Origin of the sequence: Flavobacterium anhuiense, assembly GCF_004151235.1 — a bacterium.
Lineage (GTDB): Bacteria > Bacteroidota > Bacteroidia > Flavobacteriales > Flavobacteriaceae > Flavobacterium > Flavobacterium anhuiense_A.
Genome location: NZ_JUIV01000001.1, coordinates 198,207 through 210,528 on the forward strand (window position 1 = coordinate 198,207; position 12,322 = coordinate 210,528).

Consider the following 12,322-nt stretch of genomic DNA (forward strand, 5'->3'; position numbering starts at 1 on the left):
CAAACGGTGTGTTTATTTTGCCAAATTATCGAATCTCTCCAACAAATTCTTCAATTTTTCCGCTTCCTTTTTCACTTAAATGTTTAATGAAAGCACTTCCAATAATAGCGCCTTTTGCATATTTAGTCGCCTGATTGAAAGTTTCTTTATTCGAAATTCCAAAACCAACAATTTGAGGATTTTTTAAATTCATTTCAGCAATTCTTTCAAAGTACGTTTCTTGAATGTCTCCAAAACCGCTTTGAGATCCTGTAACACTTGCAGAACTTACCATATAAATAAATCCGTCTGAAACGCTGTCAATAAAACGAATACGCTCTTCTGAAGTTTGTGGCGTAATCAAGAAAACATTAATCAAACCATATTTTTCGAAAATTGCTTTGTATTCATCTGCATAAACATCAACTGGAAGATCAGGAATAATTAAACCGTCAATTCCAATTTCAGCACATTTCTGGCAAAAAGCTTCAACTCCGTATTGTAACATCGGATTAAAATATCCCATAATTATCAACGGAATTTTTACGCTTTCGCGGATGTTCTTCAGTTGATCAAAAAGGATTTGAGTTGTCATTCCGTTATGAAGCGCCTGTGTAGAACTTGCCTGAATGGTCGGGCCGTCTGCCAAAGGATCGCTAAAAGGAAGTCCGATTTCGATTAAATCAACTCCGTTTTTCTCTAAATCCTGAATAATCTGCACAGTATCATTTAAGTTCGGATATCCCGCAGAAAAATAGATCGAAAGGATCTTTTTATCTTCTTGTAATTTTTGAGTTATTCTGTTCATTTTTAATATTTTTTATCCTAACAGGTTTTCAAAACCTGTTAGGTATGTTTATGTTTTGCTTTAGCCAAAGATTAAAAGTTTATTTCACGCAGATTTAAAATGATTTAAGCTGATTCAACAGATTTACAATTTATATCTGCTTTAATCTGCAGAATCTGCGTGAAAAAAAAACTTATACTAATCGGTTAATCTATGGCATTATATTTTAAAATTTTACGATTCGACTTTCCCAATCGTCACCTTGTTTTTTAATAAGTAATAATCCAGAGTCAGAGTCATTCATTTGAGCAACTAATTCGCCTTTAGTATTCCAAAATGCGCTTTGTCCAGCTGAGGGCGATCCCCAAGATTCTCCGCTGAAATTGGACATCAAAACATTCATTTTATGTTTTTCGGCATAATTCTGTAAATCGCGGTACGCATTCGGAATTCCGTTTGGCGAAAAGAAAATGCTCGCGATATAAATGTCTGCGTTATTTTTTGCAGCATTTTCAGGATGTTTCGGATTGTCAATATCAGCACAAATCGCAAATGCAATATTTTGATCTTCAATCGTAACCATCGGATTGTTGTCAAATGAAGATTGGAAAAATTCATCTTCACCTTCGTGCAAAAACTGCTTTGTATAAATAGAAACCGAATCGTTGGGAGCAATTACAAATTCGCCAATAAATAATTGGTTTTCAATTAAAATTGGAGCGCCAGCAATAATGACAATATTATAATCAGTCGCTAAATCTTTCAGATGATCTATTCTGTAATCATCTTCGGCGAAAGCCAATTCCAAAGCATTTTCCCTTTCATATCCAGTAATTGACATTTCAGGAAAAGCGATTAATTGGGCTCCATTTTGTGCCGCCAATTCAATAAGCCTATAATGGTCTAATAAATTTGAAGCAATATTTCCACGTTTTGGTTTAGTCTGTGCGGCTGCTAAAATCATGTTTTATTTATTTTCGGTATAAACCCAGGCAACTGTTCCTGATTTTAGTTTAACCTGAATTCTTCTGTACGAATTAGATTCGAATAAATCTACTTTTGCTAAATCTGCATTGGAAACATTAAAAACAACACCATGAATGGTTTCTGCTGCGTTTTCGCTTGGTATTGCAACCACGTAATCAGCCATTCCAAATTCTTCTTCTATTTGTAGGCTTTTCAGTTTGTAGCCAAGAAGCTGATCTGCAGTTCCTGTTAATACTTTATTGAAAATCTGCATTTGAATTTGTTTAGATCGTAATGTTCCGTATGAAAATAATTTTTCCATAATTATTATTTTTCTCGTTAGTAGTTTTGATTTAGAATAAAATCCTGACCCGCTCACGCGGTAACACCAAAAGTATAACTTTTATTACAATTTAAAATATTCAATATAATTATCTAAATCTTTATCGCCACGGCCAGAAAGACTAATTACAACAATATCGCTTGGTTTGAATTTTTTCTGGTCTAAAACAGCAAATGCGTGCGCACTTTCAATCGCTGGAATAATTCCTTCCAATTTTGTAAGCTGTAAACCTGCATTCATAGCATCATCATCGGTTACAGAGAAAAATTCGCCACGTCCAGTTTGTGCCAAATGTGCGTGCAAAGGTCCAACTCCAGGATAATCTAAACCTGCTGAAATAGAATATGGTTCTGTAATTTGTCCGTCTGGTGTTTGCATTAAAAGTGTTTTACAGCCATGGATAACACCAACTTTTCCTAATTTGCTCGTTGCAGCACTATGACCGCTGTCAACTCCTTTTCCAGCTGCTTCAACCGCAATGATTCCAACTTCTGGTTCGTGTAAAAAGTGGTAATAAGTTCCTGCAGCATTACTTCCGCCACCAATACAAGCTACGACATAATCAGGATTTTCACGTCCTTCCTTTTCTTTCAATTGCCATTTGATTTCCTCAGAAATAATACTCTGAAAACGCGTCACCATATCTGGATATGGATGCGGTCCAATTGCAGACCCAATAATATAATGTGTATCAACAGGATTATTGATCCAATCACGAATCGCCTCGTTCGTTGCATCTTTTAAAGTTCTTGAACCAGAAAGTGCTGGACGAACTTCTGCACCTAACATTTTCATACGCGCAACGTTTGGTGCCTGACGAGCAATATCGATTTCACCCATGTAAACAATGCATTCAATTCCCATTAATGCACAAACCGTTGCAGTTGCCACACCGTGCTGTCCAGCTCCAGTTTCGGCAATAATTCTTTTTTTGCCTAGACGTTTTGCTAATAAAATCTGACCAATCGTATTATTTACTTTATGTGCTCCTGTATGGTTTAAGTCTTCTCTTTTTAGATAAACTTTGGTGTTGTATTTCTCAGACAGACGTTTTGCAAAATACAACGGACTAGGGCGCCCAACATAATCTTTAAGCAATTGGTTGAACTCTGCTTTAAAATCTGGTTCGTCCATAATGCTTAAATATTTCTGGCGTAGTTCTTCTACATTTGGATATAACATTTCTGGAATATAAGCTCCTCCAAATTCTCCGTAATATCCTTTTTCGTTAACGTTAAAACTCATTTTTTTTTAAATTTTAAAAGTTGGCAACATCAAATTTGCGTTTGAAATTGCTAAATAAATTTCTGTTTTTTAGCCCTGGTTCAATTTCAAATTTACTATTTACATCGACAGCGTAGATTGGTAAATTGGTTTTTGAAATTTCTTCAATAGCTTTTAATTCCTTCATTCCGATTCCACCGCTCAAAAAGAAAGGTTTTTTGGAATTGTATTTTTTTAATATGGTCCAATCGAAAGTTGTTCCGTTTCCGCCAGGCAGTTTTCCTTTGGTGTCAAACAGAAAATAATTGCAGACATTTTCAAAAGGCTTAATTGTTTCGAAATCAAAATTTTCATCTGCAGAAAATACTTTTATGATTTCTACTTTTTTAGGCAATTGTTCTTTTAGTTCTGATAAAAATTCAACGGATTCATTTCCGTGTAATTGAACGGCTTGTAAATTGTATTTTGCAACTTTTTCAAGAATTTCTTCCTGACTTTGATCTACAAAAACGCCTACTTTTTTGACTGTTTTTATAAGTTCAGGAATTGTTCCGTTAAAATATCGCGCGGATTTTTCCCAGAAAATAAATCCCATATAGTCAGGCAAAAGTGCGCCTACTTCGAGGATATTTTCAGGATATTTCATACCGCATATTTTGAGTTTCATTTTTTTATTTGTTTTGCCACGAAGGCGCTAAGACACTAAGTTTTTTTTCTTTGTTTTTGTTGCAAAGGCGCTAAGACACTAAGTTTATTATTTTATAAACTCCCACAAATTAAATTTGCGCCTTTGTGACTTTGTGGCAAACCTTTATTGACTTAACTTGCTAATAAATTCTGCTGCAGCCTTACCTGCGTTGTCGGTTTTCATGAAGTTTTCTCCAATTAAGAAACCTTTGTAACCATAAGGTTTTAATTCTTGGATTGCTTCGATTGAAGAAATGCCGCTTTCAGAAACTTTTACAAAATCATTCGGGATTTGTGAAGCTAATTCTTTACTGAAATCTAAACTTACTTCAAATGTTTTTAGGTTTCTATTGTTTACGCCAATCATGTCTAAACTTGGCATAATTGATTTTTCCAATTCTTCTTGATTGTGAACTTCCAATAAAACTTCTAAACCTAAATTTTTAGCAAATTCAGATAATGATTTAATTTCTTCTCGGGTTAAAACCGCTGCGATTAATAAAATTAAATCGGCTCCGTGAGCTTTTGCTTCTAAAATCTGGTATTCGTCTACAATAAATTCTTTTCGCAAAAGCGGAATATTTACTGAAGCTCTTGCTAAAAGTAAATCGTCAAGAGAACCTCCGAAATATTTTCCATCGGTTAAAACTGAAATTCCGCAAGCGCCAGCATTTTCATAACCTTTAACTACTTCTTCAACAGTAAAATTATTGTTGATGATTGATTTTGATGGTGAACGGCGTTTATGTTCTGCAATAATTCCAGAATTGCTTTCTTTTAATTTCTGGCTAAGAGAAATAGTCTGTTTTCCAAAAAAAACTGAAGCTTCCAATTGAGAAACTGGAATAATTGATTTCTTCAGAATGACTTCTCTTTTTTTGTCTATTATTATTTTATCTAAAATGTTCATTGTTGTTGTTTTGCCACGAAGTCACAAAGGCGCAAATTTAATTAGTGCTAATTCGTGAAATTTGTGTTTGTTTTTTATTTACTTAATTCTTGTAGTTTCTGTAAAGCTTTTAATCCTTTTCCTGACAATAGACTTTCTTTTGCGATTTCAAATCCTTCTTTTGGAGAGCATTTTGTAACTGTTGCAATTGCCATTGCTGCATTGGCACAAACTACATTATTTTGAGCTTCGTTTCCTTTTCCTGAAATAATATTAGTAAAGATTTGTGCTGATTCTTCGATGGTTTTTCCACCTTCGATTTCTGTTTGAGATAAAAGATGAACACCAAAATCTTCTGGATTCAACATTCCTTCCATATGGTTCGAAATTGTTTTTGTTGGGCCAGTTAATGAAATTTCGTCATATCCGTCAAGCGAATGTAAAATGGTAAAATTTACATCGGTATTTTGATATAAATAAGCGTACATTCTTGCCAATTCTAAGTTGAAAACCCCAACCAATTGATTTTGCGGGAATGATGGATTTACCATTGGTCCTAACATATTAAAGAATGTTTTTACTGCCAATTCTTTTCTAATTGGGCCAACATTTTTCATAGCTGGGTGAAATAGGGGAGCGTGCAAAACACAGATTCCAGCTTGATCAATACATTTTTCTAAAAACGAAGGGTCGTTGCTGAATTTTATTCCCATTTTTTCCATTACGTTGCTTGATCCAGAAATAGATGAAACTCCATAATTTCCATGTTTTGCCACTTTTATTCCTGCTCCTGCTGATACAAAAGAAGCTAAAGTTGAAATATTGAAAGTATCTTTTCCGTCGCCGCCCGTTCCGCATAAATCGATTGTGTTGTAGGCTGATAAATCAACACGAATACATAAATCTAATAAAGCTTCGCGAAATCCCGAAAGTTCGTCAATTGTAATGCTTCGCATCATAAAAACAGTCAAAAATGCCGAAATCTGACTTGGATTATACTGACCGCTTGAAATATTAATCAATACTTGTTTTGCCTCTTCTTTAGAAAGCACTTCGTGATTGATTAATTTGTTTAGTATAGTTTTCATTTTTTTAAAGTTGCTAAGGTTCTAAGATACTGAGATTCTAAGTTTTTGCTGTGACTGTAAACTGCGACTGAACACTAAAATTCTGTACACTGATTATTAACTCTTTATCCAATTCTCCAAAATCCTTTTTCCGTTTGGCGTTAAAACGCTTTCAGGGTGGAATTGAACGCCTCTTACATCATAATTTTTGTGTCTTAATGACATAATTTGTCCGTTTTCGTCTACCGAAGTCGCTTCTAAATCTTCAGGTAAATTACTGTCTACAACCCATGAATGGTATCTTCCTACTTCAAATTCGTTTCCTAAACCTTCAAATAAAATTTCGTCTGAAACTACTGTTTTTACATTTGTTGCAACTCCGTGATATACTTTGTCAAGATTCGAAAGTGTTCCGCCAAAAACTTCTCCAATTGCCTGCTGTCCTAAACAAACGCCAAGAATACTTTTCGTCGGACTGTATTTTTCGATAACTGCTTTTAATAAACCGGCTTCGTCTGGAATTCCAGGCCCTGGAGAAAGTAAAATTTTCTCAAAAGATGCAATTTCATCGATATCAAATTCATCGTTTCTGTAAACGGTAACTTCGCAGTTTAAATCTTCTAAATAGTGCACTAAATTGTAAGTGAAACTATCGTAATTGTCTATAACTAAAATCTTTTTCATTTTTTTTTAAGTTACTAAGTTGCTAAGGTTCTGAGTAACTAAGTTTTTTGCTGAAAACTGAGACTGAGACTGGCAACTAAATTTTATTTATTTCTCTCGAACGTATTTTTCAATAATAATGTGATCTACGCCTAATTTTTCTACTTTTTCTATTCCTTTTTGAATTAAGGTGTCGTTTTGAACTTTCACCACAAATTCAAATTTGTTGTCTTCCCATTCGCGGTTGTTGAAAAACTCTAAATGTTCTGTGTAAATACTATCTTTTAAAGTATATTTTCCGCCTCCACCAAAGAACAATGCTGCTGTTGTATCTTTTCCGTGTTTTAAATCATGATTAAAAAAGGCAAAATGCGTATCGTTAATAATTTTAATCATTTTTGTTTTTGGATTGAAAGTTGAAAAAGTAGAATCTTTCTCAGTGGTTTCAGCTGATATAAGACGCCAGGTTCCTTCAATCGGATTTTGCTTTTTTTCTGAATTGCAAGAAGTCATGGCAATGATTAAAACTAAAATTGATACTGCTTTTTTCATAGTTTGTGGTTTTTATGGTTTGTTTTTAATTGTTTTAAGTTTAAGGTTTCAAGTTTCAGGTTCCAACCAACTTGAAACCTGAAACCTGAAACAAAAAAATTATATTTGTTCTGCCATTTCTAAGGCTGTATTCAATGCTCTTAATTTATTGTAAACTTCCTGCATTTCGCTTTCTTCGTCAGAACTTGCTACGATTCCAGCCCCTGCTTGACAGTGCAACTGATGGTTTTTAGAAAGGAAAGTTCGAATCATAATGGCGTGATTAAAGTTCCCGTCAAAGTCCATAACACCAATTGCGCCTCCGTAGAAATTACGATTTGTTTTTTCGCATTCTTCAATTAATTGCATGGCTCTGTGTTTTGGAGCACCGCTCAAAGTTCCTGCTGGAAAAGTGTCTGCTACGACTTGCATCGTTGTCGCTTTATCATGTAAATGTCCTGTAACTTTCGAAACCAAGTGAATTACGTGAGAGAAAAACTGAACCTCTCTGTATTTTTCTACATTTACATCGTGTCCGTTTCGGCTTAAATCATTTCTAGCCAAATCTACTAACATTACGTGTTCACTATTTTCTTTTTTGTCTTCTGAAAGCTCTTTTGCTAAAAGTGCATCACGTTCGTCGTTTCCTGTTCTTTTGAAAGTTCCTGCAATTGGGTGAATTTCAGCTTTTCTGTTTTTTACGATAATTTGAGCTTCTGGAGAAGAACCAAATATTTTGAAATCGCCGTAATCAAAAAAGAATAAATATGGAGAAGGGTTGATGCTTCTTAAAGCTCTGTACACATTAAATTCGTCTCCTTTGAAACCTTGTGTAAATCTTCGAGAAAGAACTAGTTGGAAAACATCTCCACGGTAGCAATGTTTTTTGGCTAAAGCCACATTTGCTTTAAATTCTTCATCAGTTAAGTTAGAGAAACCTTCTCCTTCTTTAGAAAATTTATAAGAAGCTATATTTCTTGATTGCAATAATTGTTCGATTTCTGCAATGTTGTTTTTGTTATCTACACTATGGCAGAAGATGTAAGCTTCATTTTTGAAGTGGTTAATTGCAATAATGTTTTGATAAACAGCATAAAAAACATCTGGAATAGAAGTCGCATTGTCTTTTTTTGCAATTGAAACTTTTTCGAAGTAACGAACAGCATCATAAGAAATGTAGCCAAATAAACCATTGTTGATGAATTTAAAATCGTTCTTTTCTGCTTTAAACTGACTTGAAAATTCTTGAATTACTTGCGGAATATTAGTTGAAGCATCAATAGCTGTTTTCTCTGAAGTTCCGTCAGGAAAAGTTTTAGAAATAACTTCGTTTTCGATTTTTATAGTAGCAATAGGATTACAGCAGATGTAAGAGAAACTGTTGTCATTTCCGTGGTAATCACTACTTTCCAGCAATAAGCTGTTTGGGAATTTATCTCTGATTTTGAAATAAATGCTCACTGGCGTAACCGTATCTGCCAGAATTTGTTTGTAATGTGTATTAAGAGTAAAAGGTTTCAAAATATATAGTTTTTATGTGTTGTTAATTTATGTTTCGGTTTTGATCAAAAAAAAAGGGCTTGTCGTGATGACAAGCCCTTTATATTTTTATATTTCTTACAATACCATAGGAAGCTTCGTTCACGACGTCTGACGTAAATTGCTCCACCACCAAGTATTGTTTAAAATTGTTCTCATTTCTTTATTTTGATGTGACAAAGATATAAATGTAATTTTAATTAGAGTACATAAAATTTGAAAAAAAACTTTTCGAATTTGTAAAATTTGTTAAATTTTGATTCAGAATTCTTCTATAACTCCTTAGTTTCCACTTGCTATCGTGTTGTTTACGTTTAATCTAAAATCTGGATTTCCTTTGATGTTTGGAAGCGAAAATAGCTCGTTAAGTTTCATTTTTGTGTATTCTATTCCGTAAGTTGGATTGCCATAATAGCTTTTTATACCTGGAATATTGCTTCCAGATTCACTTTCAATTTCACCTGTACAATTGTTTGCCACAACGTTTTTGAAACTAATTTTAGACAAATTAGCTTCACCGTTTCCGATATTTCCTTCCAATAAAATAAAAGGAGCAAAACCTGAAATCACACTATTCGTTAAGTTGAAAAATGTATTTTCTTTGATGTAAGCAGATTCTCTCACCAAACCTTGGTTGTTTTCTTCTAAATTAACCAATGTAATGTTGCTTGCATTGATTTTAGTCATCTTTTTGGTCATGTCCGTAGAAGCAACTTTTTCATATGAATCTACCTCAAAACATCTCGAACCTGAAATATCTGAAGAAAACGGATGGCGAATTGCAATACTGTTTGAGATATTAATTTGAGCTCCTTGCGTAAAATCAAAATCATCATCAGTTGTTCTGTACGAAATTAAATTGCTTAGATTCAAATCGCCTCCATAACATTCAAAAGAATCATCATTTGAGTAACTGATTTGAACATGGCTGATAGTTGTTTTTCTTCCAACACCAGCAAGAGAAAGACCGTTTAATTCTTTAGAAGCGCTTAATTTTCTTCCTGCATATTCGATTCTCACATATTTCATAATTCCTGAATTATCCTCAGAATCTTGACCTCCGTAATGATTTAAAGTTGGATCTAAATCGAAAGGCAAAGTGTGAATTCCTCCTAAAGAATTTATCGGAGCTTTTCCTAAAATAATAATTCCGCCCCAGTCACCTGGTTTTCTGTTGTTTATTTCGTTTTCGGACGTAAAAACAATTGGGTCAGTTTCTAGTCCTTCTGCCATAATTTTTGCGCCATTAGTGATGACAAGAGTTCCGCAGGTTTTATCATCACCTCTTATGACAGTTCCAGGCTCAATCGTTAGAGTGGCATTGTTAGTAACATATACAACACCAACTAAATGATAAATATTACGCTTTACTAATCGAGTGTCTTTATCAATAGTTCCAGCAATTATATTTGTTGCTTCTCCATAGTCATTGCCAGCAGGTTTAAAGCTCGTCCAGTTAGTCATCCAGTTTGAAGAACCAATAATTCCTTTTGGCTGTTGCTGAGCCTGTACGAAAAAGCTGATAATGAAGATTATGCATGCAAAATGTAATTTTGTTTTCATAACTCTGATTTTAATTTCTAGTTTTTGATTTTTTTGATTGTCCCAAAAATAGAAGCCGTATGTTAATCAAAGTCCTGATGCTTATTACGAAAGAGTTACTATATTATTAAGAATGTTAAGTTTCTGAAAAGAGTTAAGGTCTTTTTTGTACTAAAAGTCTATTTTAAAATTATTTGCAATTAAATTTTCATTTAAGGATAATTTGTAACTTTGATAAAAATAAAAGAAATGGATTTAGATACTCGAAAAGTGATTTTTATTAGAGACTTTCTTAAACTTGAAAGTGAGAAGGCAATTTCTCAGTTTGAAAAATTGCTAAAAAAAGAAATTAAAGAAGATTTAGAATTAAAACCAATGTCTATTGCTGAATTTCATAAAAGAATTGATGGCTCTTTAGACGATTCTAAAAATGAAAGAATAACAGATGTTGATGAGTTAATTTCTGAGATTGAGAAATGGAGTTGAAAATTTATTGGACTGATTTTGCTAAAACTGAATTAAAAAACATTTTTGATTATTATAAGGAAGAGGTAAGCCTAACTGTTGCGAAAAAGATTGTACTTGGGATTACGAAAGAAACTCTAAAATTAAAACCAAAGCCAACAAATGCAATAGGACAAAAAGAGGAACTTTTAGAAAGCTACTCTGAAGAAATACGATATTTGGTTTATAAAAATTATAAAATTATTTATTGGATTAATTTAAAGAGAAATTCAATTGAAATTTTGGATGTTTTTGATACAAGACAAAATCCAATAAAAATTACAAGAAGTACGTAAAAAATAAACCCCAACAGTATAAAACTGTTGGGGTTTATTGTATTTCTGAATTAGTAAGCTTGAAATATTAGAATTTTAAAGCTACAGCTAATTCAAATTCGTCGTTGATAGTTTTATCTCCTAAACCGTCGAAGAAGCTACCTGAACCGTATTTAATATCGTATTTAGTTCTGTCAACTTTGAAAGCAGTTGTAGCAGTGTTTCCTTTTACAGTGATATCAAAAGTTACAGGTTTAGTAATTCCTTTGATAGTTAAGTCTGCAGTTACAGTGTAAACGTCAGCAGATTTTGCACCGATAGTTTTGAAAACTAATTTTGAAGTTGGGAATTTGTCAGTTCCGAAGAAATCGTCAGCTTTTAAGTGACCGTTTAATTTTCCTTGGTATTCTCCAGTTAAATCTGTAGAAGTTAATGAAGTCATGTCAACCGTAAAGTTACCACCAGCTAATTTTTTTCCTTTGAAAACAAGAGCTCCCTCTTTGAAGTTTACAGTTCCAGAGTGCTCTCCAGTTACTTTTTTACCTACCCATTTAATTGTAGATGCTTTTACGTCGATTTTTTTAGTTTGAGCGTTTACTGAGATTCCAGCTGCTGCTACGAATAATGCTATTGCAATAGTTTTTAAATTTTTCATGTTTTTAAAATTAAATTTGAATTTGATTAATAAATAATTATATAGTGATAAATAATTCCTCGTGTGATTTTCTAACTTTTTTGAAGTGCTGAGATTTGTCATCATCATGTCTGTAACCTACAGTTGCAATAACTGAAGCGTTTAAGCCTAATTTATCGAAACCTAAGATTTCATTAAATTGTGCTGCATTGAAACCTTCCATTGGAGTTGCATCAATTTTTAATTCAGCAGCTGCATTTAATAAGTTTCCTAAAGCTAAATAAGTTTGTTTTGCAGTCCAGATGTGTTTTGCGTCTTCAGATAAATTAGCAATTACATTTTTCATCATATCGCTAAATCCGCCTAAAGCCTCAGCTGGAAGACCTCTTACTTCGCTGATGTTGCTGATATATTTGTCAACTGAACCAGCATCAAGGTTTAAGTCATTTGCAAAAATGAATAGGTGAGAAGCGTCGGTAATTTGAGTTTGTCCCCAAGCAGCACCTTTTAATTTTTCTCTTAATTCTGGATTTTCAACAATAACTACTTTATAAGGTTGTAATCCGTATGAAGAAGCACTTAATCTAACGGCTTCTTTTAATGTATTTAAATCTGCATCAGATATCTTTTTTGAAGCATCAAACTGTTTAGTTGCGTATCTCCAATTTTGATTTTCTAAGAAATTGCTCATA

Annotated in this window: 15 protein-coding genes; 2 read left to right on the forward strand and 13 right to left on the reverse strand. The window is 33.4% G+C overall.

Annotated features, from left to right (window positions below):
- Positions 1-25: 25 nt before the first annotated feature.
- The 11 genes from trpA to NU08_RS00965 form a co-directional block, all read right to left on the reverse strand.
- Positions 26-787, reverse strand: coding sequence for a tryptophan synthase subunit alpha (trpA, locus tag NU08_RS00915; protein ID WP_129745261.1), 762 nt, complete (start codon positions 785-787; stop codon positions 26-28).
- Between the two features lie 205 nt (positions 788-992).
- A complete protein-coding gene (locus tag NU08_RS00920; protein ID WP_129745263.1) occupies positions 993-1,730 on the reverse strand; it encodes a carbon-nitrogen hydrolase family protein in 738 nt (245 codons plus the stop codon).
- A gap of 3 nt (positions 1,731-1,733) precedes the next feature.
- The gene (locus NU08_RS00925; protein ID WP_129745265.1) at positions 1,734-2,054 is read right to left on the reverse strand and encodes a gamma-glutamylcyclotransferase family protein; all 321 of its coding nucleotides are present in this window, start codon (positions 2,052-2,054) and stop codon (positions 1,734-1,736) included.
- A gap of 84 nt (positions 2,055-2,138) precedes the next feature.
- On the reverse strand, positions 2,139-3,320 hold the full coding sequence (gene trpB / locus NU08_RS00930) for a tryptophan synthase subunit beta (protein ID WP_066033846.1): 1,182 nt from the start codon (positions 3,318-3,320) through the stop codon (positions 2,139-2,141).
- A gap of 13 nt (positions 3,321-3,333) precedes the next feature.
- Entirely contained in the window at positions 3,334-3,966 is a 633-nt protein-coding gene (locus tag NU08_RS00935) for a phosphoribosylanthranilate isomerase (protein WP_129745267.1), read from the reverse strand.
- A gap of 144 nt (positions 3,967-4,110) precedes the next feature.
- Positions 4,111-4,896, reverse strand: coding sequence for an indole-3-glycerol phosphate synthase TrpC (gene trpC, locus NU08_RS00940; protein ID WP_129745269.1), 786 nt, complete (start codon positions 4,894-4,896; stop codon positions 4,111-4,113).
- A gap of 74 nt (positions 4,897-4,970) precedes the next feature.
- Positions 4,971-5,963: an anthranilate phosphoribosyltransferase gene (gene trpD, locus NU08_RS00945; protein ID WP_129745271.1), complete on the reverse strand. Its 993-nt coding sequence runs from the start codon at positions 5,961-5,963 to the stop codon at positions 4,971-4,973.
- 96 nt (positions 5,964-6,059) lie between these two features.
- Positions 6,060-6,626 (reverse strand): anthranilate synthase component II, encoded by a 567-nt coding sequence (locus NU08_RS00950; RefSeq protein ID WP_091133499.1) that lies wholly within the window; start codon positions 6,624-6,626, stop codon positions 6,060-6,062.
- Between the two features lie 87 nt (positions 6,627-6,713).
- Positions 6,714-7,157: a hypothetical protein gene (locus NU08_RS00955; protein WP_129745273.1), complete on the reverse strand. Its 444-nt coding sequence runs from the start codon at positions 7,155-7,157 to the stop codon at positions 6,714-6,716.
- Between the two features lie 99 nt (positions 7,158-7,256).
- Complete coding sequence (locus NU08_RS00960) at positions 7,257-8,657, reverse strand: anthranilate synthase component I family protein (protein ID WP_129745275.1); 1,401 nt, start codon at positions 8,655-8,657, stop codon at positions 7,257-7,259.
- A gap of 300 nt (positions 8,658-8,957) precedes the next feature.
- Entirely contained in the window at positions 8,958-10,238 is a 1,281-nt protein-coding gene (locus tag NU08_RS00965; RefSeq protein ID WP_129745277.1) for a hypothetical protein, read from the reverse strand.
- A 228-nt stretch (positions 10,239-10,466) separates the two neighbouring features.
- On the opposite strand from NU08_RS00965, the gene NU08_RS00970 reads away from it, so the two are divergent.
- A complete protein-coding gene (locus tag NU08_RS00970; RefSeq protein WP_129745279.1) occupies positions 10,467-10,703 on the forward strand; it encodes a hypothetical protein in 237 nt (78 codons plus the stop codon).
- The gene (locus tag NU08_RS00975) at positions 10,694-11,017 is read left to right on the forward strand and encodes a type II toxin-antitoxin system RelE/ParE family toxin (RefSeq protein WP_129745281.1); all 324 of its coding nucleotides are present in this window, start codon (positions 10,694-10,696) and stop codon (positions 11,015-11,017) included. Before NU08_RS00970 ends, NU08_RS00975 begins: the two co-directional genes overlap by 10 nt.
- A gap of 67 nt (positions 11,018-11,084) precedes the next feature.
- On the opposite strand, the gene NU08_RS00980 is transcribed toward NU08_RS00975, so the two are convergent.
- Positions 11,085-11,651 carry a YceI family protein gene (locus NU08_RS00980; RefSeq protein ID WP_129745283.1) on the reverse strand — a complete coding sequence of 189 codons (567 nt, stop codon included), beginning with the start codon at positions 11,649-11,651 and terminating at the stop codon, positions 11,085-11,087.
- Between the two features lie 37 nt (positions 11,652-11,688).
- On the reverse strand, positions 11,689-12,321 hold the full coding sequence (locus NU08_RS00985; protein WP_129745285.1) for an NAD(P)H-dependent oxidoreductase: 633 nt from the start codon (positions 12,319-12,321) through the stop codon (positions 11,689-11,691).
- Position 12,322: the final 1 nt, after the last annotated feature.